The sequence below is a fragment of the Halonatronomonas betaini genome (genome assembly GCF_015666175.1).
Taxonomy (GTDB): domain Bacteria; phylum Bacillota; class Halanaerobiia; order Halanaerobiales; family Halarsenatibacteraceae; genus Halonatronomonas; species Halonatronomonas betaini.
Window position 1 is genome coordinate 442,354 of sequence record NZ_JADPIE010000001.1, and the last position, 23,874, is coordinate 466,227.

Consider the following 23,874-nt stretch of genomic DNA (forward strand, 5'->3'; position numbering starts at 1 on the left):
TAGGAGGTTAACTCCATGAGTGAAAATAAATCAGATTTTGAATATTCATCAACTGTCAGGGTCGATATCTCAAAACTTGATACCTTGATGAATATGGTTGGTGAATTGTTGATTAATAAAACGAGGCTTGAGGGTTTAAAACTGGAGCATGATACCTATAGTGATATTATTGGTCAGTTAGACAGGGTAACAATGGAGCTCCATCATGTTGTTATGCAGATAAGAATGGTTCCAATCGGTGGCATTTTCAATAGGTTCCCGAGAATGATCAGGGATTTATCCAAGGAGTTAGATAAAGAGATTGACCTAATCATTGAAGGTGCTGAAACTGAGCTGGACCGTTCAATTATAGATGAGCTTGCTGATCCTTTAGTCCATCTTTTAAGGAATGCCGTTGACCATGGTATTGAGAAAAAAGATGTCAGAAAAGAAAAGGGCAAACCTGTTGAGGGCAAGATTTTACTTAAGGCCTATCAGAAAGGCAGCGAGATTTTAATAGAGGTTGAGGATGACGGTAAAGGCCTTGATGGCGATAAGCTGGCTGAAAAGGCCATTGAAAAAGGAATTACAACCAGAGAAGATGTTGAGAATATGGATGAAAGGGAAAAGCTTAATTTTATCTTTGCTCCAGGCTTTTCAATGACTGAAGAGGTAAGTGATGTCTCTGGCCGGGGAGTAGGCATGGATGTTGTCAAAAGTGTCGTTGAATCCCTTGATGGCCAGATAATGATTGAATCTGAAAAGGATATTGGCACAAGGTTTACTATTTCTCTGCCATTAACTCTGGCAATTACCCAGGCCTTAATGGTTAAAATAGATGATGAGATTTTTGCAATTCCATTGAATGCTATCAGTGAAACCTTAACTATTACTCCTGATAGATTAAAACAGGTTAGAGGTCAGGATGTAATCGTCTTAAGAGATAAGACTATTCCAATAAAGGAAGCTGCCAGGCAGCTTAATTTAGATATGGAATATGGCAAGTATAAAGAGCTTGATGAGATACCTGTGGTTATTGTTAAAACCGGGGAGAGGCTGGTTGGTTTAGTAATTGATGAGCTCTTAAACCAGCAGGAGATAGTTATTAAATCTCTTGGCAAGTATTTATTGAATGTTGAGCATATTAGTGGTGCGACAATCGTTGGTGACGGCGATGTTGCCTTGATTTTAGATGTCAGGAATATTGCATAAGGGGGAGGGGAAGAGATGGAAGCTGTAACAGTTGATAAAGAAGAAGCTGTACGAGATGATTATTTAAATGACGGGATGCATGATAATACAGGGAATAAGGATCAGTTTGTTGTATTTCAGCTCGGGTCAGAAGAATATGGGGTTAATATCTCCCAGGCCAAGGAGATAATCAAGCCGAAAAATATTACTAATGTCCCCAATACTCCTGAGCATGTATTAGGTGTAATAAATTTAAGAGGCCAGATAGTGCCTGTTGTTGATATGAAAAAGAGGTTTTCTATAGAGCTTGAAGACAATGAGGAGACTGATTCCAGCAGGATTATAACTGTTGAAGTTAATGATGCCTTAATCGGGATAAAAGTAGATGGAGTTAATGAGGTTGTCTGGCTTGATCAGGATAAATTAGAGCCTGCCCCTGAAGTTGCCGGTGGCGTAAGACAGGAATATTTAATAGGTATTGGCAAGATTGAAGACCGGCTATTGGTCTTAGTCGATTTAAATAAGATATTATTTGAAGATACCGATGAAATTAAAAATTAAGTGGGGGAGTATCTATGTTATCTAAATTTAAGGATGAGAGCAGATCTGAAAAAAAGATTGAAGTAAAGAATCAATATATAGTCTTTTTGATAAATGATCAGGAATTTGGTGTTGAGATAAAACAGACTAGAGAGATAATTAATTTTACTGAGCTAACTGAGATGCCATCAACCCCTGATTTTGTTAAAGGTGTTATAAATTTAAGAGGTGAGATTGTTCCGATTGTTGATCTTTACAAAAGGTTAGAGATTGATAAAAAGGAAAGAGAAAGTGATGACAAGATAATTGTTGTTGAGATAGCAGGAAATCTAATAGGTATGCAGGTTTCTGAGGTTAAAGGTATTATCAGGTTGAGTGAAGATAATATTGGCTCTGCATCTGGGCTGACCCAGCAGTATAAAAAAGATTTTATTGAAGGCGTAGGCAAACTGGATGACCGACTGATAATTTTACTTAAGCTAGATAAAGTATTGACCCAGGAAGAAGTTGACGAAATTTCAGAATTAGATGTTTAACCTGGAGAATACTAATAGCTGATATTAATGGGTTAATAGTGAATGATTAAAGTTTTCTAATAATAAAGAGCAGAATATAAAATAATAAATATTAGATGCAGTTAAGATATTAGATAGGGAAGTGCTTATATTGAAAATAGAAATTAAAGATATATTGGATAACTTATTTGGTGGAGTATATTATGTTGATAAAAACAGAAAAATTGAATACTGGAATAAAGATGCAGAAAGGATTACCGGGTTTTCAAGAGAAGAGGTTATTGGTAAACATTGTCATGACAATATTCTGCAGCATGTAGATGAGGCTGGAATAAATTTATGTCAAAATGGCTGTCCCTTACATGCTACTATTAATGATGGTGAAAAGAGAGAAGCTATGGTTTATTTACACCATAAGGAAGGTCACAGGGTACCGGTAATAGTTAGAGTTGTTCCTCTAAAAAATGAAAAAGATGAGATAATAGGAGCAGTAGAACTATTTTTCGAAAACATAAAAGTTCAGTCTTTAGAAGAGAAAATTAATGAACTGAAAAAAGAAAATTATAAAGATGAACTAACTAAAATTAATAATAGAAAATTTTTAGAAGAAATTTTAACAGAAATTTTTTCAAGAAAAAATATTAATAAAAATAATATAGCATTTTGTTTTCTAGATGTTGATGATTTTAAATTCATTAATGACAATTATGGTCATTTAATTGGAGATAAAATTTTATCAATGATAGCAAACACTTTAAAAAGTAATGTTAGACCTGCTGATAAAGCTTTTCGGTGGGGAGGAGATGAGTTTGCATTAATACTCTTTGATATAGAAACAAATAACCAACTTCACGAATTATTAACGAGATTAAAATTGTTAATTAATGATTCTTTTATCAATTATAAACAGGAAAAATTAAATGTAACCATGTCTTTTGGGGCTACCAAAATAAGAAAAGATGATACTATAAATTCTCTGACAAAGAGATCAGATGACAACATGTATGAAAGCAAGAAAAAAGGGAAAGATGTAATTACTGTAAACTAAAATATATAATTTTATATTTAGTAATGAATTTTTGAGGTATTTTAAAAGAGGGGTTACTAATGATTAAAGATTTATCAGAACTATTTGAAATAATTGAATCAGTAAATGCGATAATATGGGAGTATAATATTTTAGATGATAACTGGGATTATGTTTCACCTCAATCTCAAACGATTTTAGGATATAAACCTGAAGAATGGACAGATCTGGATTTTTGGGTAAATAGCATTCATCCTGAAGATAGAAATTGGGCTAAAGACTATTGTTTAAGTTGCACCCAAAAAGGAGAAGACCATATCTTTGAATATAGATTTAAGAAAAAAACTGGAGGTTATATCTGGCTAAGAGATGAAGTAGTTATAATTATGGAAGCTGGTTCACCTGTTAAATTAAGGGGACTTATGACAGATATAACAGAGTTAAAAGAACGAGAAAATAAAATTAAGTATTTGTTATATAGAGATAGTTTAACTGAATTATATAATCGTCGCTTTTTTGAAGAAGAAATTAAGCGACTTGATACTAAAAGACAACTCCCCTTAAGCATTATTATGGCAGATGTTAATGGTTTAAAACTTATTAATGATAGTCTAGGCCATGAAAAAGGAGACGAGCTACTTATAAAAACATCAAATTTATTGAAAGAGGTACTCAGAGAGGAAGACATTCTGGCTCGTCAGGGTGGAGACGAATTTGCAGTTTTACTCCCTAAAACAAACAAAGATGAAGCAGAGAAGATAGTATTAAGAATCAAGGAGAAATGTAGAGAAACTATTAATGAAGAAGTTGCTGTTTCGATTGGAATTGGGTTAGCTACTAAAATAAAACCTGAACAGGATATAAATGAAGTTTTAAGAGTGGCAGATAATATTATGTATCAGAGTAAATTGTCAGAAAGTAGAAGTACTAAAAGCAAGATAGTTCAGAGCCTTGTTAGTACTTTAGAGGTGAAAAGTAATGAAACAAAAGAACATGCTTTGCGAATGACTAAATTGGCCTTTGAATTTGGTGAAAAATTAGGTCTGACTAACTCTGAATTAAACAGACTTTCTCTGCTTTCTACTCTCCATGATATTGGAAAGATAACAATTTCAGAAAAAATATTAAAAAAACCTGAAGAGTTAACAGTTGAAGAATGGAAAATAATCAAAGAACACCCTGAAAGAGGCTATAAAATTGCAAATTCTTCTGAAGAATTTGCCTTAATTGCAGAAGAAATCTATGCTCATCATGAAAGATGGGATGGTAGTGGTTACCCCAAGAATTTAAGTGGAGAAGGTATTCCTTATTTAGCCAGGATTATTTCAATCATAGATGCCTACGATGTAATGACAAATGGAAGGCAATATAAAAAAGTTATGAGTCAAAAGGAAGCTTTACAGGAGATCAAAGCATGTTCAGGAAGTCAATTTGATCCAGAGCTGGCACCTTCTTTTATTGAAATGATGTAGGACACATAAGATATTATAATTATTATAGTTTTGTTTTATACAGATGGTTTAAGTTTAAACAAAATAATGTTGTTAATTAAAGTAGATTATACTTTATATAAATTTAATCTGAACAAAAATTAATTACTTTAAAAGCGGCAAAGCAGTTAATAATCATTTTTTAAGAAATGTTATAACAGGATAACAGGGAGCGATTTAATATGGAAGCAAATTATTTACAAAAGGAGTTATATGATTTAATCGACAACGATAAGAGTGTTTTTGATTTTATACAATCAGGTTCTTTAGATGGTATTTGGTATTGGGATTTAGAGAGTCCTGAAAATGAATGGATGAGCCCTAAATTCTGGAAAATACTTGGTTATAACCCAGATGAGAAAAAGCACTTAGCAAGTGAATGGCAAGATATTATTTTTCAAGAAGATTTAAAATTAGCCACAGAAAATTTAGAAAAGCACTGTGCAGATCCTGATCATCCCTATGATCAAATTGTACGATACAGGCATAAAAATGGTTCTACTATATGGATAAGGTGTAGAGGATTAGCTATTAGAGATGAGAACGGAAAAGCCATTCGTATGTTAGGAGCACATACAGATATCACTGACTTAAAAAGAACAGAAAAAGAAATTCATCGATTAAAAGAAGAATATAAAAAAGTATTTAATGGTACTCAAGACGCTATATTTTTAATGAGAGTTTTAGAAAATGGGGAATTTCGTTATGTTCGAAATAATCTTTCTCATCAAAATAAAACAGGCATTCTTCTGGAAGATATAAAGAATAAATCCCCGCAAGAATTACTTGGTAAAGAAAAGGGAGATATTGTTATAAAAAACTATAGAAAATGTCTTTCAGCCAGAGAAAGTATTACTTATGAAGAAGAACTAAATCTACCTGGTGGAGATCGAATTTGGCTAACAACATTAACTCCTATTATTAAAGGAAATAATGTTTCTCATATTGTAGGTTCAGCAACAGATATTACAGAAAGAAAAAGATTAGAATTAGAATTAGAGAAACATGCTAATTATGATAATCTAACTGGATTACCCAATAGAAAATTATTTTTTGAAGTACTAGATCGAAAGATATTAGAAAACGAAAGAGATAATAGGAAATTTGCTCTTCTTTTTATTGATTTAGATGGTTTTAAAGATATTAATGATAAATATGGCCATGAGGTTGGAGATGAAGTTTTAATTAAAGTAGGTGAGAAATTATTAAAGTGTATTAGAAAATCTGATACTGTTGCCCGAATGGGTGGAGATGAGTTTACAATTATATTGCGTAATATCAAAGATAAAACAACTGCTGAAAATCTTGTTAAGAAAATTCATACTGTGTTACAAGAAGTTATATATATAGGAGATAATGAATGCAACATTGGTTCTTCTATTGGTATTTCTATATATCCTGATCATGGTAAGGATAGCGAAACATTATTAAGGAATGCTGATTTATCAATGTATGAAATTAAAAGAAATGGAAAAAGTAGCTATAAGTTTTGTGTGACAACTTAATAAAAAAATTACTGTAAAAAGAGTTAGCGATCCATAACTGCATTGCCTCTTTTTTATTGAAATGATGGAGAGATAGTTATTATGCATTTTTTGATTCAGCTTTATAAAGTGAAAGGAGATTTCAAAGTGAAAACAGAGGTATTCTTAAGAGGAGAAGATGAATTTATAGAAGTTGCAATCACTGATTCTGCCAAGCCTGAAATTAGTGATGAATTTTTGAAAAAATGGCAGGATATTTTGGATATAATAGCTGATATCCTTGGAGTCTCTGCCGCTTTAGTAATGAGAATAACTTCAGATTCAATTGAAGTAGTATTAAAAAGTCAAAATGAGAGCAACCCATATAAAGCTGGAGCCAGTGAGAGTCTGGGTCATGGTCTTTACTGTGAGGCAGTAATTGCTCGAAATAAAGATTTATATATTAATAATGCCTTAAAAAATCAAGCCTGGAAGGATAACCCTGATCTTAGTTCAGATATGATTTCTTATTTTGGCTTACCAGTTAACTGGCCAGATAATGAAGTTTTCGGTACAGTTTGTATTCTTAATGACACCGAAATTAAACTAGATAACAATCAAAGAAAATTACTTAATGAATTCAGAAATGTTATTGAAGATAATTTAGACCTATTAGTTACCCAGCATGAATTAAGGAGTTTTTTTAATATCAAATCAGATCTGCTTTGTAAAACAAATATTGAGGGAGAGTTCATTAAAATTAATAGTTCCTGGGAAGATTTATTAGGTTATAAACCATCGGAAATGAAAAATATGAATTTTACAGATTTTATTCATCCTGATGATTTAGAATCTACCCAAAAAGCAATAGAAGTAATAAAAAATAATCAGGAAATAACTAATTTTGTTAATAGATTTAAAGATAAAGACGGAAGCTATCATTTTATTGAATGGAATTCTAAAGTTAATGGGAGCTACATTTATGCTGCAGCAAGAGATATTACTGAAAAAAAAGAGAAGGAAAGAAAGTTAAATCAAATCAAAGAATTATTAAAAAATTTAACTGACCAGGCTCCAGGAGCAATTTATCAATACCAATTGTTTCCTGATGGCAGCGCCTGCTTTCCTTATGCTTCTAAAGGGATTTATGAAATATATGAAGTAACTCCAGGTGAAGTAATGGAAGATGCTGAAAAAGCTTTTTCAAGGATTCATCCTGAAGATTATCAACAACTTGTTAATTCTATTAATGAATCAGCTGATAAATTAACTCCCTGGCATGACATATATAGAGTAGTTTTGCCCGAGCAGGGATTAAAATGGGTGGAAGGAAATGCAGTACCGGAAAAGTTAATTGATGGTAGTGTTTTGTGGCATGGGAATATAAGAGATATCACCGAACAAAAAATGCAACTTGAGTTTCAGAAAACACTTGCTGAAATATCATCAAATTTATTAGAGATTGATTCTTCTAATCTAGATCGAAAAATTGATCAATCTTTAATGAAAATTGGCAAGTTTTTTAATATTGATCGAAGCTATATCTTTCAGTTTTCAGAAGAAAATGCTACTGTTTCTAACACCCATGAGTGGTGTAGAGAAGGAATAAGATCGCAAAAGAATGAGTTGCAGAATATAAGAGTAGATCTTTTCCCCTGGGGTATGAAAAAATTAAGCAATAATGAAACTATTAACATAAAAAATGTAGAAAATATGAGTGGCAATCAAGAAGCTGAAAAGAAGTTATTGAAATATTTAAATTTAAAATCATTAGTGGTGATGCCAATTTTTATTGAAGATAAATTATTTGGTTTTTTTGGCTTTGATTCAGTTAAGGCTAAAAATGAGTTTTCCAATGAAGAACTAAGAATATTGAAGATATTTACTGATGTAATTACAAATGCATTTTCTAAATATATTGATGATGAAAGAATTCGGGAACTAACTTATAATGATGATCTAACTGGTCTTTATAATCGACGATTTTTTGAAAAAGAATTGGAGCGTTTAAATTCGAAAAGACAGCTTCCAGTTAGTATTATTGTGGCAGATATAAATGGACTAAAAATAATAAATGACAGTTTAGGTCATGAAAAAGGCGATCAACTGCTGGTTAAAAGTGCTGAAATATTAAAAGAAGTAACTAGACAAGAAGATATCCTGGCTCGCCAGGGTGGAGATGAGTTTGCACTCTTATTACCTCAGACCGAAAAAAGTGAAGCCGAAAAAATAATAAATAGAATAAAACAAAAATCTAAAGTGACAGAGTCAGAGGAATTAACAGTTTCAATGGCACTTGGTACTGCTTCCAAAACTGAAGTTGAACAAGATATATATGAAATTTTAAAAATAGCAGATAATGATATGTACCAGAACAAATTATCAGAAAGCAGAAGTACTAAAAGCAAAATAGTTCAGAGTCTGGTCAATACCCTGGAAGTAAAAAGTAATGAAACAAAAGAACATGCCTTACGGATGACAAAATTATCATTTGATTTTGGAGAGGAATTAGGATTATCTAATTCTGAAGTTAATAGGCTTTCACTGCTTTCAACCCTGCATGATATTGGTAAAACAACTATCGCAGAAAAAATATTAAAAAAATCAGGTGGCTTAACAGATGAAGAATGGAATATTATAAAAAGACATCCTGAAAGGGGCTATAGAATAGCAAATTCTTCTGAAGAGTTTGCCTTAGTTGCAGAAGAAATTTATGCCCACCATGAAAGATGGGATGGTTCAGGATACCCCAGACAATTAAGTGGGGAAGACATTCCTTACCTGGCCAGGATAATTTCTATTATAGATGCCTATGATGTTATGACCAATGGTCGACCATACAAGGATTCTATGAGTCAGAAAGAGGCTCTTAATGAGATAGAACGATGTGCTGGAAGTCAATTTGATCCAGACCTGGCTGCTTCTTTTATTGAAATGATGGTTCAAGAGTGATTATGAATTTGTAATCTTATTTATGTATTTATGCAGGACTTTGATAGTTTTTTATAGAAAATAATATAATGAATATTATTATTATTATTATTAAATTTTAAAATTAATGAAATCAGAGCCTCCATTTATGAAAGTCTTTGTTGCCAGTTAGAGCCAGGAGGACCCATATAATCCAGGGGATAAAGAGAAAATGGATGGCCTTTACTGTGAACATGTCATCAGGACAGGGTAGAGTTTAAATATTCCAAATGCTTTAAAAGATGAATTCTGGAAGAATAATCCTGACATTGAGTTAGGAATGATTTCTTATTACGGTCTCCCTGTTTACTGGCCAGAGGGAGAGGTTTTTGGCACAATTTGCATGACATTGGTAAAACCAAAATACCGGCAGAAATTTAAAAAAATTTATAGAAATAATTTAATAAGTAAGATTTAATAAAATGATAAGGAGGAAGTCATGGCTGAAGATTTAAGAGAGATAATTAAAAAACAGGAATTATTACTTGAAACAATAGATACTCAAATCTGGTATCTAATTGATGAAGAAACTTATGGCAAAGTAAATAAAGCACATGCAGATTTTTTAGGGCTTAATAAATCAGATATAGAACATAAAAAATTAAGGGAATTACTTTTAGAAGAGGAAGCTGAAATTTGCAGACAGGGCAATAAAGAGGTATTCAATAAAAAGAAAAAAATTGAAACTGAAGAGTGGGCAAAAAATAGCGAAGGTCAAAAGAAGCTGCTTTCGATAACCAAGAATCCTAAATTAAATGAACAAGAAGAAGTAGAGTATGTAGTATGTTCGGCGAAAGATATTACTGATATTAAGAAAAAAGAAGAGAAATTAAGAGATAACAAGAATCTATTATCTTCTATTTTAGAAGTACAAAATCAATTAGTAGCAGTTTTGAACCTTAAGGGAGAAATTATTAAATTCAATAAAGCCTGTGAGAAGTTAACAGGTTATAGTTTTGAAGAGGTGAGAAATAAAAAAATATGGGAAGTATTAATTAAAAAGAATGAAATAGAAGAGATAAAAAAGGTTTTTAGAAATCTGAAAGCAAAAAACTTTCCAAATAAACATGAAAATTACTGGAAAACAAAAACAGGGGAATTAAGATTAATTTCTTGGTCTAATAATGTAATACTTGACCAAAATAATGAGGTCAAGTATATAGTAGCTACTGGTGATGATATCACAGAAAAGTTATGGAAAGAAAGAATATTAAAGAAGAGTCAGCAAATTGCTAACGTAGGTAACTGGGTACTTAATCTTAACAAAAATATATTATTTTGGTCTGATGAAATTTATAGAATTTTCGGATTGAATCCTCAAGAATTTGAAGCTACATATGAAGCTTTTCTTGATACTATACACCCTGATGACCGCAAAAAAGTAAATAATGCATATACAACTTCTATTGAAAATAATGAGGATACATATGAAATTGAGCATAGAATTATAAAACATGATAATGGTCAAATTCGTTATGTGAAAGAAAAATGTGAGCATATAAAAAATGATGAGGGTGAGATAATACGTTCTTTAGGAATTGTTCAAGATATTACAGAACTTAAAGAGAAAGAAAAGGAAATAAAATATTTATTATATAAAGATCAATTAACAGATCTGTATAACCGAAGGTTTATAGAAGAAGAGATGAAAAGGCTGGATACCGAACGGCAACTGCCTATTAGCATTTTTATGGTTGATATTAACGGATTAAAACTTATTAATGATAGCCTTGGTCATCGAAAAGGCGATGAATTATTGGTTAAGACTGCTGATATTTTAAAAGAAGCATTCAGAGATGAGGATATAATTGCTCGATATGGAGGGGATGAATTCGTTATTTTATTGCCTCAGACAGATAGGAAAACTGCTCAAAAAGTTGTCGGAAGGATAAAAAGAAAATGCCAAAAATGCTCTGGAGATAATCTGGTTGTATCTTTAGGTGTAGGTTTGGCAACTAAAACTTCGGTTAAGGAAGATATTTTTGATATATTAAAAGAAGCTGATGATAAGATGTATCAGAATAAACTATTAACTAGTGAAAGCAAAAAAAATGATATTGTATCAGGATTATTAAATGCTTTAGGAGCTAAGAGTGATGAGACAAAAGAACATACAATGAGAATGACAAGGTTAGCCAATCGTTTAGGTGAAAGTATTGGAGCATCAGAAGAACAAAAAGACAAATTAACTCTTCTGGCCACTTTACATGATATCGGTAAAATTTCAATATCAGAAGAAATATTAACTAAGCCTGGTAAACCGACAGAAGAAGAGTGGAATATCATAAAAAAACATGCTGAAAATGGTTGTAAAATTGCTTCCTCATCTTCCGAGTTTGCTATTGTTGCAAAAGATATTCTCTATCATCATGAAAGGTGGGATGGTAACGGTTATCCCAGGGGGCTTAAAGGTGAAGAGATTCCATTTTTGGCTCGAATTATTAGCATCATAGATGCTTATGATGTGATGACAAATGAAAGGCCTTATAGTCCAGTTATTAGTAAAGAAGAAGCGTTGCAGGAGATAAAAGACTGTGCAGGTAGTCAGTTTGATCCAGATTTGGCTGAAAAGTTTGTTGAATTATTTTAGAAGAATAAAACTCTGGATGTTATTTTTGTGGCAGTAATGGAGATAATATTCTAGATAAAGTATAAGCATAATCCCCATCATCTGTCATATTAGAAAAATATATTGATTAGATATTCAGGTCAAGGATTCAGGTATATCTACAATCTCAGCAGGTATCTGATTGGACCTGGCCAGGCTGAAATATAAACTTTTTATCTGACAGAAGAAGGCCTTTGAAGTTAAATCTAGAATTATAAATATAAGAAAGAAATGAAAAAATTAAATAAATTATAGCATTGTGAGTTAAATAGAGAGGAGGTCATTCTTGAAGAAAATACTTAAAAACCTTGAAGAAATCAATGATTATAGGATTATCTTAATTCTAATATCAGTCCTATATTTTATTTTCCCAGTGTTTTATTACTATTTTGCTGGTATAACTGATCCAATGCCATTAAATCACAGGTTCATAGGGGCTTCCATGTTTTTAATAGCATTTATTCTCTCATATTTTAGCGATTTTATTCAGTTTAATATAGAAAAGACAACCATGGTTGTTGTATATCTGGCCATCCTGCAATTAGTTTACTTAAATTACATCTCAAACTATCAACGTAACCTGGCTTTAAGTTTGATAGTAGTAATTGCTGTGGCCAATTTGTTTTTTAGTAAATATAAATTAAAATTCTATCTCAATGTTCCATTAGCTTTATTAGTAGTAATCACATTATTACCAGTTGAAAGTTCAGCTGTTTCTAAAATAGGCTATTTCTTCACTTATATATTAGTGGCTGGGCTAACCTACTTTATAAGCTATTTCAAAACAAAAGAAGATAATAAACTAAAAGAAAAGCTGAATTTAATTATTGAAGGTACCAATGTCGGAACCTGGGAATATAATATTCAGACAGGTAAAACTGTTTATAATGAAAAATGGGCAGAAATGATAGGATATACATTAGAAGAACTTAATCCAGATAGCATTGAAACATGGGATTCTTTAGTTCATCCTGATGATGTTAAAAAATCTGAAAAACGCTTTCAAGAACATTTAAAAGGGAAAACAGATTTTTATAAATGCGAAAAGAGACTTAAGCATAAAGACGGCCACTGGGTCTGGGTATTAGGTCAGGGCAAATTAATTTCAAGGACAGAGGATGGCAGTCCACTAAAAGTTCTAGGAATCAACATTAATATCTCAGAACAGAAAGAACATGAAAGAACAATCAAAGAACTAAACAAAATAGCTGTTGAATTTCAAAAACTGAGCAGTGAAGATGCAATTTGTAATAAAACCATTGAAGCAGCAAGGGAAATCCTGGATTTTGATTTATGTGGTATTGCCCTGGTCAAAGATAATAAATTTATTATTAAAGCAACTTCTGGTGAAATAGATATCGATTCACTACCTTTAAATTATGGGGTAATTGGAAAGGCATATAGAAATAATAATAGTTATTTAAATAAAGATATAGATGTAGATCCTGATGCCAGACCAGTAAAAAAGACATATAAATCTGGTATAGCTATACCGATTCAGGATATCGGAGTATTCCAGGCAGCATCCAATGAAAAAGCTGCCTTTAATCAGCAGGATTTAGAATTGGCTGAGATATTAATCTCTCATACTAAAGCAGCATTAGAATCAGTGTATTATCAAAAAGAGCTTGAATATAAATCATTCCATGATAGCTTAACTGGATTATACAATAGAAGGTTTTTTGAAGAAGAAATGAATAGATTAGATACAAAAAGAAATCTGCCGCTCAGCATTATAATTGCCGATTTAAATGGTTTAAAACTCATCAATGATAGTTATGGCCATGATAAAGGAGACAAAGCATTAATAAAAACAGGAGAGATTTTAAATGAAGTTTTAAGGGATGAAGATATAATAGCCCGACATGGTGGAGATGAATTTGCAGTTTTACTCCCTCAGACTGATAATGAAACAGTCGTAAAGATTATAAAGAGAATAAAAAATAAAGTCTATGAATTTAATCAAAAAGAAGATATTCCAATATCCTTTGCCCTGGGCTCAGCTACTAAAAATGATTCAGATCAGGATATTGAAGAAGTTTTAAAAGCTGCAGATAATAATATGTACCAGAATAAACTATCAGAAAGACAAAGCAGCAAGAATAACATTTTCCAGGCATTATTAAATACTTTAAGCGCAAAAAGCGATGAGACAAAAGATCACGCAATCAGAATGACAGAATTAGCACTTAAATTCGGAGAAAAACTAAACTTAAATAATTCTGAGCTTAATAGATTGTCACTCTTAGCTACCATGCATGATATAGGTAAAGCAGCAATCTCAGAGAATATTTTAATCAAACCAGGAAATTTAAATGAAGAAGAATGGAAAATCATAAAACAGCATTCAGAAAAAGGCTATAAAATAACCTCTTCAATTGCAGAACTTTCAATTATAGCTGAAGATATATTGTTTCATCATGAACGCTGGGATGGTGAGGGTTATCCTCAAGGCTTAATTGGAGATAAAATCCCCTATCTTTCCCGGGTAATAACAATAATAGATGCTTATGATGTAATGACACATAAAAGGGGTTACAGTGAGCCAATTAGCAAAAAAGATGCTCTGGCAGAAATAGAAAACTGTGCCGGAACTCAATTCGACCCGGACTTAGCAGAAAAATTCATAGAAATGATGGAATAAATTTTTTATCAGATAGAAGAAGGTACTTGAGGATAAATCTAGAATTATAAGTTAAGAAATGAATAAAAATTAAGTAAATTATAGCAAAGCAAGGAAAATTAAAAGGAGGTTTTTTTAATGAGTGAAGAAAAGAAATGTCCAGTAACAGGAGCATCAAGCAGTTCAGCTAAACCAGGTCCATCAAATCGGGAATGGTGGCCAGGCAAGTTAAATCTTGATATTCTTCATCAACATAGCCAGAAATCTAATCCAATGGATTCAGACTTTGATTATGCCGAAGAATTCAAGAAGCTTGATTTACAAGCAGTTAAAGAAGACCTATATGAACTAATGACAGATTCTAAAGATTGGTGGCCAGCAGACTGGGGTCATTATGGTGGCTTATTTATTCGGATGGCCTGGCATAGTGCAGGAACTTACCGCCTATTTGATGGCCGTGGTGGTGGAGGATCAGGAAATCAACGGTTTGCTCCGCTTAATAGCTGGCCTGACAATGTTAACTTAGATAAGGCAAGAAGACTGCTCTGGCCAATCAAAAAGAAATATGGCCGGAAAATATCCTGGGCAGATCTCTTAATTCTGGCAGGCGACTGCGCCCTGGAGTCAATGGGTTTTGAAACCATTGGTTTTGGTGGTGGCCGGGAAGATATCTGGGAACCAGAAAAAGATGCCTATTGGGGCAAAGAAGATGAATGGATGGGCAGGGAAAGATTTGATGAAAATGAAGAATTAGAAAAGCCCCTGGCTGCAACCCAGATGGGACTTATATATGTTAATCCAGAAGGGCCTGATGGCAATCCAGATCCTGAAGCTTCAGCTAAAAATGTTAGAGAAACCTTTGAGCGGATGGGCATGAATGATGAAGAGACAGTCGCATTAATCGCAGGTGGCCATACCTTTGGTAAATGCCATGGTGCCGGCGACCCAGAATTAGTGGGTCCAGAACCAGAGGCTGCTCCTCTAGAAGAACAGGGCCTGGGCTGGAAGAATGCATTCAAGACAGGTAAAGGAGAGCATACAACCTCCAGTGGAATAGAAGGTGCCTGGAGTCCAGAACCGATTAAATGGAATAACGGTTATTTTAGAGTCTTATTAGAATACGAATATGAGTTAGTTAAAAGTCCAGCTGGAGCAAACCAGTGGCTTGCCATGGATGTCAAGGAAGAGGATATGATAGAAGCTGCCCATAATCCTGACAAGAAGTTCCGGCCAATGATGACTACAGCAGATTTATCACTAAAGAATGATCCAGTTTATGAAGAGATAGCCTGGAGATTTTATAAAAATCCAGAGGAATTTGAAGAAGCCTTTGCTAAAGCCTGGTTTAAGCTGGTCCATCGTGATATGGGGCCAAAATCCAGATATTTAGGCGAGGATGTTCCAGAAGAAGACTTTATCTGGCAGGATCCACTGCCTGAGCAAGATTACGAAATCGTCAATGATGCAGATATCAGAGAGCTTAAAAAGCAGATCCTGGCAACAGAGCTATCAATCTCCGAGCTCGTCAAAGCTGCCTGGGCTTCAGCCTCGACCTTTAGAGGCTCAGATAAACGGGGTGGAGCAAATGGAGCTAGAATTAGACTTACCCCGCAAAAGAACTGGGAAGTCAATCAACCTGAAGAGTTAAATAAAGTGCTGCAGGTCTTAGGAGACATCCAGCAGAAGTTTAACAAAGCTCAGTCCGGTAATAAGAGAGTTTCAATGGCAGACTTAATAGTCTTAGGTGGCTCTGCTGCAATCGAGCAGGCTGCTCAGGCTGCCGGCTATGACTTAGAAGTTCCCTTTACACCAGGCCGGGTCGATGCCTCACAGGAGCAGACAGAAGAAGAATTCTTTGAATTAATCGAGCCAGAAGCAGATGGATTCCGTAATTATACCAAAGCTAAGTATACTGTACCGGCAGAGGATATGCTAGTGGATAAAGCCCAGCTACTAACCCTGACAGCACCTGAAATGACCGCTTTAGTAGGAGGCTTTAGAGTTTTAGAAGCCAATTACAAAAACTCACAACATGGTGTATTTACAGAAGAACCTGGCAAGTTGACCAATGACTTCTTTGTAAATCTACTTGATATGTCAACTAAATGGAAGCCGTCTTCAGAAGATAAAGATATATTTGAAGGCAGAGATCGTTCAACTGGAGAGCTTAAATGGACAGGAACTAGAGTAGATTTAATTTTTGGTTCTGATTCCAGACTACGGGCCATCTCAGAGGTATATGCATCTGATGATGCCGAAGAAAAATTCGTCAAGGATTTCATCTCAGCCTGGGACAAAGTAATGAATGCTGACCGTTTCGACTTAGAGTAATCACAAGATTAATAAATAATCTAAAACTTGTTTTATTAAGCCTCTGGCTAAATGTCAGGGGCTTATTTATTTTACTAAACAAAAAAGAATAGCTATTTCTAGAGTTTAACAGGCTTGGAAGATTTAATGGCCTCTCTAAGCCGCCATATAGGCTATTCTGGGAGTGTTTTTGTAAATAATAAGGATTGGCCTGCCTTCAGCATTGAATAGGAAGAAGTGGCTAATATGATTGAATTATTCGATTGCTATTACTTTAATGATCTTGTAATAATATCTGGTGTGGGTCGGTACTGGGTTGGTACTGGGTTGGTACTGGGTCGGTACTGGGTTGGTACTGGGGAGGTATTGAATGAAAGTTATATAACTTAACTAACTTAATCCTTGAAATACAAATGGTGCCGAAGGTGGGACTCGAACCCACACAGGCGTGAGCCCAACGGATTTTGAATCCGTCGCGTCTGCCAGTTCCGCCACTTCGGCACATTATTTATCCTATCATAAAATTTTTTAAAAAACAAGAGGTTTGTAAACTGTTTACAGGCTTTAAATGATTATTTTTGATATTATTATAATAAGTACAAAAATTAGAGCAGGAGGTGTTTAATAATGGCAGTAGAAGAGAAGGTTTCAGGGAAGTATAAGGTTGAATTTACTGAAGATGCTAAAGATTTTATTAAAGATAAAGATTTTGAAGATATAACTGTAAAGATGATTAGACAGAGCGGAGGTTGAAGTGGTCCAACTATGAAGCCTGAGGTTCAGGCTGGAAGTCCAAAAGGTAAGGAAAGAGACTATTATCAAACTGTTAAAACTGATGGTGTAAATATTCATATAGCTAAAAATATGAATAGGGAGAATACAAACATTAAATTAACTATTGATGTAACAGGTTTTTGGGTTGTCAAAAATCTTTATCTTTCAAATTTAGAGCAATTTTAATTCTTTACTGGCCGGTAATAATCCGGTCAGTTTTTTTCTTTATATTATAAAATGTTTTTTTTAACATAATAAAACATAATAAATTTTATTTAATGTGCAGGAATTTAGTAGGATATCTTTAATATAATAATAGAATTATATTTTTCATTATTTTAATAAAATTTATAAGGGGGAATTTGTTAATGTTAGATTCATTACTTGCGGTTAATGATGCAATCAACGAGATTGTATGGGGGCCACCTTTTCTTGTTTTACTTGTAGGTACAGGGATTTATCTGACCTTCAGACTTAATTTTTTCCAGTTTACTCATTTTAAATTATCATGGAAACAAAGTTTTGGAAGATACTTCAGTAAAGAAGCAGAAGAAGAGGGTGGAGTATTAAGCTCCTTTCAGGCCATAAGTTCTGCTATGGCAGCAACGCTTGGTGTTGGAAATATAGCCGGTGTTAGTACTGCTCTCTCACTCGGTGGTCCAGGTGCAATCTTCTGGATGTGGGTCTCTGCTTTATTTGGAATGGCCACAAAGTTTGCTGAGGCTCAATTAGGTATTAAATATCGTGAAGAACATGGAGAAGATGATTTTACTGGTGGAGTAATGTATTATATTCAGAATGGTATGGGTGGAAAATGGAAATGGCTGGCCGTACTTTATGCATTCTTTGCTGGAATTGCAGCCTTTGGTATTGGTAATATGGTTCAATCCAATACACTTGCCCATGCAGCTGAAGATGGCTTTGCCATACCAACCTGGGTAACCGGTGTTGTAGTAGTATTTTTTGTTGGTTTAGTTATTATTGGTGGAGTAAAAAGAATTGGTAAAGTAGCAGAAAAATTAGTTCCATTAATGGCTATTTTCTATTTTGTTGGTGGTGGCTTAATTATAATCTTAAATATTGGTGCTGTACCTGCGGTCTTTGCTGATATTTTCTCCAGTGCGTTTACTGGTTCGGCAGCTGTTGGTGGCTTTGCCGGTGCAACAGTCAGGATGGCAGTCCGTTTTGGTGTAGCCCGAGGTGTATTCTCAAACGAAGCCGGACTTGGAGCCGCTTCAATTATACATGCCCAGGCCAGAAACAAACCTACCCGTCAGGGTATGTGGGGTATCTGGGAAGTTATAATTGATACATTAGTCGTTGGTACAATTACTGCACTAGTTGTACTTCTAACAGGCGCGTTGGAAACAGGAGAAACTGGAGCTGTTTTAGCTTCAGAGGGCTTTACAATGGGGCTACCAGGTCCCGGAGGCTATATCATAAATATTAGTATTATAGTCTTTGCCTTTACAACTATGTTAACCTGGAGTTTTTATGGTGAAGAAAGTTGGAGATATATCTTCGGCAAAAAAATTGTAATGCCATATAGATTTGTCTTTTTAGGTTTATTATTTGTTGGTGCAATAGGAGCTTTAGAACCAATCTGGTTATTAGCTGACACATTAAATGGTTTAATGGCAGCTCCAAACTTAATTGCTTTAATAGTCCTTGCTGGTGTAATAGTAAAAGAAAAAGACGATTATATGGATGAACTCACCCGTTCTGCTTAAAATTATCAAATAGTATATCAAAAATGCCTGGGAAACCAGGCTTTTTTTATTTAAATTACTCTCTTTAAATTTATTTGAGAGGATTTTGTGGTTTTGTGTTGAATAAATGTATTGTAGAGTCTAATAATTTTGAGGGGGTATAATAATGTATACTAGAGTCCCATTATCAGATCTACCAACTTCATTAGAAAGAATGCCTGAAATTTCAAGAATTTATGATAATGATTTTTATATTAAAAGAGACGATCTTGCCGGGCCAGAACCAGGTGGAAATAAAGCTAGAAAATTAGATTATATTTTAGGGGAAGTTAAAAAAGAAAATGCCAATCACCTTATAACTACTGGCAGTCCATTTTCAAATCATTGTAGATTAACTGCAATGGCAGCATTAAAATTTGGTTTAGATTGTACATTAATTTTAACAACTGATCAAAACCCTTCAGAGATAAATTATGGTGGCAATTATTTTATTTATGATCTTTTAGATGTTAAAATAAAAACTGTGCCATTAGCAAAAAGGCAGGAAGCAATGCAGGCAGAGTATTCTGAGCTTAAATCAACCGGGAAAAAGCCATATCTAATAGAAGCAGGAGGTTATGGTAATGCAGGAACTCATGGTTATGTAGAAGCTGCTTCAGAATTGAAAGCTGATATTAATTTTCATCCTGGTAGATTTGATTATTTATTTTTAGCGTCAGGTACAGGTACGACCCAGGCAGGGCTTCTAATCGGTAATTATCTTCATCATATGGCAGAATCTATTATCGGTATAAGTGTTGAGGCCGATGAAAATTCTGGTAGTAAAAAGATTAAAAATTGTATTGATGAGTATTGCAATGAAAACAATCTGCCGGCAGATATAATAAAACAGGATGTCATATTTATAGATAAGTACAGAGGTAAAGGTTATGGAAAAATAGATGATGAAGTTATTAAGGTTATTAGGGAAATAGCAAAAAAAGAGTCGATACTCCTTGATCCTGTTTATACAGGGCAGGGCTTTTATGGAATGTTATCTTTTTTACAGAATAACAATATAAGACGTAAAAAAATTCTTTTTCTCCATACTGGAGGGTTGCCGATTCTCTTTAACAACTCAGAATCATTTAAGTAAAATTATAATTTTAGTATTTCAGGAGGAACAAGCCAATGAAATATCCTATAAATCTAATAATAGAAAATAATCAAAAATTATCCCATGGTGGCAAAGATCAATTAGAATATCATGGCAAGGGCAAGTTATATAAAAAAAATAACTCTATTTATCTCCGTTATAAAGAAGATATTCAGGGTATGGAGGCTGCTAGGATCACAATTAAGATTAAAGAATCAGAAGGTACTGTTTTAATAAGAAGATCAGGAAATGGAATTGGTAGTTTCAAGCAAAATTTTAAAGCAGGAGAAAGTTGTGAAGACTTTTATCGACATGTTCATGGCACAGTAGAGTTAAAAACTTTTACCGATAAATTAGATTGTTATTTAGAAGATGGAGCAGGAGAGATTAATATAGTTTATCAATTGTTCATTGGCGGTCAAAAAGTCGGAGTAAATGATTTAAGAATATGCTACCAGGAAGTTAAATAGTAAGCAAATCCCTGCCAGACTAACGGCAGGGATTAACTTTGAATTTAATATCTATAAACAGCACCTATATCTGTATCATCAGGCATTTGTTCATCTGAAAGTAGATATACTTTCCCACCATTTAAGATTGTATTTAATACTGCATAATTGTAAAGATCGAAATCATGATCAGGTTCTTCTTCAATTATTTTATCATCAGATAGGTCATAATTACCCTGTTTATTAGCAGAACTTGATAATAATAAAAATTCGACTTTTCCATGGACAGTTTCTGGTAAAATCTTTTCAAGTTCTTTTTCTGTTTTCCCACTGCTTATTAATTCTTTATATTTTTCAATTGCATTTTCTTTTTCTTTATTTAATTCAGGGAGGATAACATCCTTTGCTTGACTGTAAATTTCCTCTTTTTTCATTTTTCCTGGGCTACCCTTTACAAACTCCTCTAATAGATTGTCATAGTTATTAGCTTTTTCATAATAAGGATAGATTTCTTCAACACACATCAGGGCAAGAGGTGCACCTAATTGATTTAGATATGGTGTTACAGCTTCATCAACAAGTCTAAAATATTGAAGTAAGTCTTCTTCTGTATCTCCTTCGACACCGCCCTGGCCATGGTAAATACCAGTATCTCCCCCGGTGGAGCTGGAAGCTCTCTGAATATTAACTTCAAGATTTCCAGTTTCAAAGATTTCTTCAAAACTTGCTGGTAAGTTTTCAAGTTCAACCTTTTCAATATTTTCATCATCACAGTAAAATATTCTTGTATTGTTACGACTTAAAGCTAAAAGATAAAAACTATTATCTTCAAAAACTGCCGGTACAATTTGACGAAAATCAAAGTTTTCACCCACTTTGATTTCTTCTTCAAATTTGACTGGCAGTCTATATGATTTATATTGATCAGGAGAAATATAGAATGCCAATCCCTGACTTTGCTCATCAAGCCAGAAATCTTTATCATTCTCTAGACCTACCAGTGGCTCTAATATTTCATCTATTTCCTTTTCACTCATACCCCAGTTATCTTTTAATTTCTTGCGAGCAGCTCTGGTAAGATTCTTAAATCTTATTTTCATTTTGTTGTAGGCATTTCCCTCTGATTTTTCAGTTGGCATATAAATGCTAATGCAGGGTTGATTAGTTTCAGATATTAACTTCTTAACTTCTTCTCTTTTAATTTTATCCATCTAACACCCTCCTTAAACATATTCTGATACAATTCTCAGTCAATTAATAATCTGCTGTAATTATATTATAATATATGTTTAATTAATCTGCAATCTTTAAAAAATTATAAAAATAGCCCCTGGATTATAAACCCAGAGGCAGTAATTTTAGTTATATTTATTTAACCATTAATGCCTTTAGCAACTCGGGCAACTCTTTTTGCCAGCCTCTTTACCATAGTTAATTCAGATTCATTTGGAAAACGGCTTCCATCAGGACCAGCAACTGTAGATGGTCCATATGGTGAGCCACCTTGAAATTCAGTTTCACTTAGTTCTGGATTCTGGCCATAGGGAGTACCAACAAAAATCATTCCTAAATGAAGCATAGGTATTAAAGAAGAGAGAATGGTACTTTCCTGGCCTCCATGAAGTGTATTGCTGCTGGTAAATATACCAGTTACTGTATCTTCTAAATCGCCATTTGCCCATAAACCACCGGATGTATCAAGTACCTGTTTAACCTGAGCAGGCATATTACCAAATCTGGTTGGTATACCCCATAAAATACCATCTGCATTCTTTAGATCATCTTTTGTTACTTCTGGAATTTCTTCTTGTTCTTTTTGAGCTTTAACATAAGCTTCCTGTTCAGACATTGCTTTTTTAGCGGATTCGAATTCAGGGACTTTAACTAACTTAACATTTACTCCTTCGAGATCTTTAGCTCCATCTTTAGCAGCCTTTGCCATTTCAAAAACATGCCCATAAGAACTGTAATAGATAATTAATAACTCTGTCATTAATTTAACCTCCTTGATTATTTATATAAATATAATTAATTTCTAAATTTTATTATATTCAACTGATCAATTTTTATCTGTAATCGATTTTACATTTAATAATTGGAGTTTTTTGATTTTAGCTTTTTCTATATATTTGATTATCAACTTTTTTAAAGATTAAATTAAAAATTATTTAATACTATAAATTCCTTCAAAGAATTGATATAATAAGATTACTTAAGAAATAGTTGACCTATTTAGGAGGCAACGATAAATGCAGATAATATTATTTTTAGTTAGTATAATTTTAGTCTTGAATCTGTTACAGATTTTAAAAGCTTTATTTTTTCCAAAAGGCAAACCTGATTATGGTTATTTCAATTTAATCAAAAAACCTATTAATATCGGTCATAGAGGGGCTTCTGGTCATTATCCAGAAAACACCATGCTATCATTTAATCAGGCATTACAAATGGGGGCAAAAGGTTTTGAATTTGATTTAAAAATAACATCAGACAATAAAGTTTTAGTTTTCCATGATGATAATACTTTAAGAATGACCGGAAAAGAAATAAATATAAATGAAGTTGAATATAATAAATTAAAAGAGTTAAATATATTAAATTCTAATGGAGAAAAAATTCCTTTATTAAGAGAGGTTTTAAATGAATTCCAAGATATACCTATGATTATTGAGATTAAAGACATAGGGGAAAACACAATTAAAAGTATAGCAGAGGTAATTAAAGAAACAGATAGTAAAGGGCAGGTATTACTCGGGAGTTTTCATGAAAGTACAATTAATGGGTTAAGAAATGAACTTCCAGATGTTCCAACTGTTGCCTGTGAAAGAGAGGCTTTTTTATTTTATATATTATCACATTTTGGTTTAGCTGGTTTTTTAAATTGGGATTTTGAAGGTTTTTCAATACCAATTAAGCATGGAAAACTACCAGTTTTAACTCCCCCTTTTATTGCTGCTGCCAAGGCAAAGGGTATAGGTTTATTTATCTGGACAATTAATAATGAGAAAACAATGAAAAGGTTAATTAAAATTGGAGTAGATGGTATTATGACTGATTATCCGGATAGGATGAATGATATTTCCTGTTAGTG

General features: G+C 33.3%; 18 protein-coding genes and 1 tRNA gene. 16 read left to right on the forward strand and 3 right to left on the reverse strand.

The window, feature by feature from the left end; genetic code table 11:
- The first annotated feature begins 15 nt into the window (after positions 1-15).
- The 10 genes from I0Q91_RS02215 (at position 16) to katG (ending at position 16,737) form a co-directional block, all read left to right on the forward strand.
- On the forward strand, positions 16-1,191 hold the full coding sequence (locus I0Q91_RS02215) for a chemotaxis protein CheA (RefSeq protein WP_270452569.1): 1,176 nt from the start codon (positions 16-18) through the stop codon (positions 1,189-1,191).
- Positions 1,192-1,206: 15 nt separating this feature from the next.
- On the forward strand, positions 1,207-1,731 hold the full coding sequence (locus I0Q91_RS02220; protein WP_270452570.1) for a chemotaxis protein CheW: 525 nt from the start codon (positions 1,207-1,209) through the stop codon (positions 1,729-1,731).
- A 14-nt stretch (positions 1,732-1,745) separates the two neighbouring features.
- Positions 1,746-2,246 carry a chemotaxis protein CheW gene (locus tag I0Q91_RS02225; protein WP_270452571.1) on the forward strand — a complete coding sequence of 167 codons (501 nt, stop codon included), beginning with the start codon at positions 1,746-1,748 and terminating at the stop codon, positions 2,244-2,246.
- A 130-nt stretch (positions 2,247-2,376) separates the two neighbouring features.
- Positions 2,377-3,273, forward strand: a complete 897-nt coding sequence (locus tag I0Q91_RS02230) for a diguanylate cyclase (protein ID WP_270452572.1) — start codon at positions 2,377-2,379, stop codon at positions 3,271-3,273.
- Positions 3,274-3,332: 59 nt separating this feature from the next.
- On the forward strand, positions 3,333-4,724 hold the full coding sequence (locus I0Q91_RS02235) for a diguanylate cyclase domain-containing protein (protein WP_270452573.1): 1,392 nt from the start codon (positions 3,333-3,335) through the stop codon (positions 4,722-4,724).
- Between the two features lie 200 nt (positions 4,725-4,924).
- The gene (locus I0Q91_RS02240; RefSeq protein WP_270452574.1) at positions 4,925-6,247 is read left to right on the forward strand and encodes a sensor domain-containing diguanylate cyclase; all 1,323 of its coding nucleotides are present in this window, start codon (positions 4,925-4,927) and stop codon (positions 6,245-6,247) included.
- 126 nt (positions 6,248-6,373) lie between these two features.
- Positions 6,374-9,157: an HD domain-containing phosphohydrolase gene (locus tag I0Q91_RS02245; protein ID WP_270452575.1), complete on the forward strand. Its 2,784-nt coding sequence runs from the start codon at positions 6,374-6,376 to the stop codon at positions 9,155-9,157.
- Positions 9,158-9,614: 457 nt separating this feature from the next.
- The gene (locus I0Q91_RS02250) at positions 9,615-11,765 is read left to right on the forward strand and encodes a PAS domain S-box protein (protein ID WP_270452576.1); all 2,151 of its coding nucleotides are present in this window, start codon (positions 9,615-9,617) and stop codon (positions 11,763-11,765) included.
- Between the two features lie 304 nt (positions 11,766-12,069).
- Complete coding sequence (locus I0Q91_RS02255; protein ID WP_270452577.1) at positions 12,070-14,427, forward strand: diguanylate cyclase; 2,358 nt, start codon at positions 12,070-12,072, stop codon at positions 14,425-14,427.
- Positions 14,428-14,544: 117 nt separating this feature from the next.
- Positions 14,545-16,737, forward strand: coding sequence for a catalase/peroxidase HPI (gene katG / locus I0Q91_RS02260; protein WP_270452578.1), 2,193 nt, complete (start codon positions 14,545-14,547; stop codon positions 16,735-16,737).
- Positions 16,738-17,130: 393 nt separating this feature from the next.
- Here the strand turns inward: katG and I0Q91_RS02265 are convergent.
- Positions 17,131-17,217, reverse strand: a tRNA-Leu gene (locus I0Q91_RS02265).
- Positions 17,218-17,343: 126 nt separating this feature from the next.
- Here I0Q91_RS02265 and I0Q91_RS02270 point away from each other — a divergent pair.
- The 5 genes from I0Q91_RS02270 (at position 17,344) to I0Q91_RS02290 (ending at position 20,804) form a co-directional block, all read left to right on the forward strand.
- Positions 17,344-17,469, forward strand: a complete 126-nt coding sequence (locus I0Q91_RS02270) for a hypothetical protein (protein ID WP_270452579.1) — start codon at positions 17,344-17,346, stop codon at positions 17,467-17,469.
- Between the two features lie 12 nt (positions 17,470-17,481).
- Positions 17,482-17,676: a hypothetical protein gene (locus tag I0Q91_RS02275; RefSeq protein WP_270452582.1), complete on the forward strand. Its 195-nt coding sequence runs from the start codon at positions 17,482-17,484 to the stop codon at positions 17,674-17,676.
- Between the two features lie 182 nt (positions 17,677-17,858).
- Positions 17,859-19,220, forward strand: a complete 1,362-nt coding sequence (locus tag I0Q91_RS02280; protein WP_270452583.1) for an alanine/glycine:cation symporter family protein — start codon at positions 17,859-17,861, stop codon at positions 19,218-19,220.
- Between the two features lie 145 nt (positions 19,221-19,365).
- Positions 19,366-20,334, forward strand: a complete 969-nt coding sequence (locus I0Q91_RS02285) for a 1-aminocyclopropane-1-carboxylate deaminase/D-cysteine desulfhydrase (RefSeq protein WP_270452585.1) — start codon at positions 19,366-19,368, stop codon at positions 20,332-20,334.
- A 35-nt stretch (positions 20,335-20,369) separates the two neighbouring features.
- Positions 20,370-20,804 (forward strand): YwiB family protein, encoded by a 435-nt coding sequence (locus tag I0Q91_RS02290; protein WP_270452587.1) that lies wholly within the window; start codon positions 20,370-20,372, stop codon positions 20,802-20,804.
- Between the two features lie 44 nt (positions 20,805-20,848).
- Here the strand turns inward: I0Q91_RS02290 and I0Q91_RS02295 are convergent, their stop codons facing one another.
- Together I0Q91_RS02295 and wrbA are read right to left on the reverse strand one after the other, a co-directional pair.
- Positions 20,849-21,994: a baeRF7 domain-containing protein gene (locus tag I0Q91_RS02295; protein ID WP_270452589.1), complete on the reverse strand. Its 1,146-nt coding sequence runs from the start codon at positions 21,992-21,994 to the stop codon at positions 20,849-20,851.
- A gap of 161 nt (positions 21,995-22,155) precedes the next feature.
- Positions 22,156-22,776 (reverse strand): NAD(P)H:quinone oxidoreductase, encoded by a 621-nt coding sequence (gene wrbA, locus I0Q91_RS02300; protein ID WP_270452591.1) that lies wholly within the window; start codon positions 22,774-22,776, stop codon positions 22,156-22,158.
- A gap of 256 nt (positions 22,777-23,032) precedes the next feature.
- On the opposite strand from wrbA, the gene I0Q91_RS02305 reads away from it, so the two are divergent.
- Complete coding sequence (locus I0Q91_RS02305) at positions 23,033-23,872, forward strand: glycerophosphodiester phosphodiesterase family protein (protein ID WP_270452592.1); 840 nt, start codon at positions 23,033-23,035, stop codon at positions 23,870-23,872.
- Positions 23,873-23,874 lie beyond the last annotated feature (2 nt).

What these genes read in the sequence shown, in the direction of transcription:
- I0Q91_RS02215 (WP_270452569.1), top strand. Translation starts at nt 16, where the DNA reads ATGAGTGAAAATAAATCAGATTTTGAATATTCATCAACTGTCAGGGTC.
- I0Q91_RS02220 (WP_270452570.1), top strand. Translation starts at nt 1,207, where the DNA reads ATGGAAGCTGTAACAGTTGATAAAGAAGAAGCTGTACGAGATGATTAT.
- I0Q91_RS02225 (WP_270452571.1), top strand. Translation starts at nt 1,746, where the DNA reads ATGTTATCTAAATTTAAGGATGAGAGCAGATCTGAAAAAAAGATTGAA.
- I0Q91_RS02235 (WP_270452573.1), top strand. Translation starts at nt 3,333, where the DNA reads ATGATTAAAGATTTATCAGAACTATTTGAAATAATTGAATCAGTAAAT.
- I0Q91_RS02240 (WP_270452574.1), top strand. Translation starts at nt 4,925, where the DNA reads ATGGAAGCAAATTATTTACAAAAGGAGTTATATGATTTAATCGACAAC.
- I0Q91_RS02250 (WP_270452576.1), top strand. Translation starts at nt 9,615, where the DNA reads ATGGCTGAAGATTTAAGAGAGATAATTAAAAAACAGGAATTATTACTT.
- katG (WP_270452578.1), top strand. Translation starts at nt 14,545, where the DNA reads ATGAGTGAAGAAAAGAAATGTCCAGTAACAGGAGCATCAAGCAGTTCA.
- I0Q91_RS02270 (WP_270452579.1), top strand. Translation starts at nt 17,344, where the DNA reads ATGGCAGTAGAAGAGAAGGTTTCAGGGAAGTATAAGGTTGAATTTACT.
- I0Q91_RS02275 (WP_270452582.1), top strand. Translation starts at nt 17,482, where the DNA reads ATGAAGCCTGAGGTTCAGGCTGGAAGTCCAAAAGGTAAGGAAAGAGAC.
- I0Q91_RS02280 (WP_270452583.1), top strand. Translation starts at nt 17,859, where the DNA reads ATGTTAGATTCATTACTTGCGGTTAATGATGCAATCAACGAGATTGTA.
- I0Q91_RS02285 (WP_270452585.1), top strand. Translation starts at nt 19,366, where the DNA reads ATGTATACTAGAGTCCCATTATCAGATCTACCAACTTCATTAGAAAGA.
- I0Q91_RS02290 (WP_270452587.1), top strand. Translation starts at nt 20,370, where the DNA reads ATGAAATATCCTATAAATCTAATAATAGAAAATAATCAAAAATTATCC.
- I0Q91_RS02295 (WP_270452589.1), bottom strand. Translation starts at nt 21,994, where the DNA reads ATGGATAAAATTAAAAGAGAAGAAGTTAAGAAGTTAATATCTGAAACT.
- wrbA (WP_270452591.1), bottom strand. Translation starts at nt 22,776, where the DNA reads ATGACAGAGTTATTAATTATCTATTACAGTTCTTATGGGCATGTTTTT.
- I0Q91_RS02305 (WP_270452592.1), top strand. Translation starts at nt 23,033, where the DNA reads ATGCAGATAATATTATTTTTAGTTAGTATAATTTTAGTCTTGAATCTG.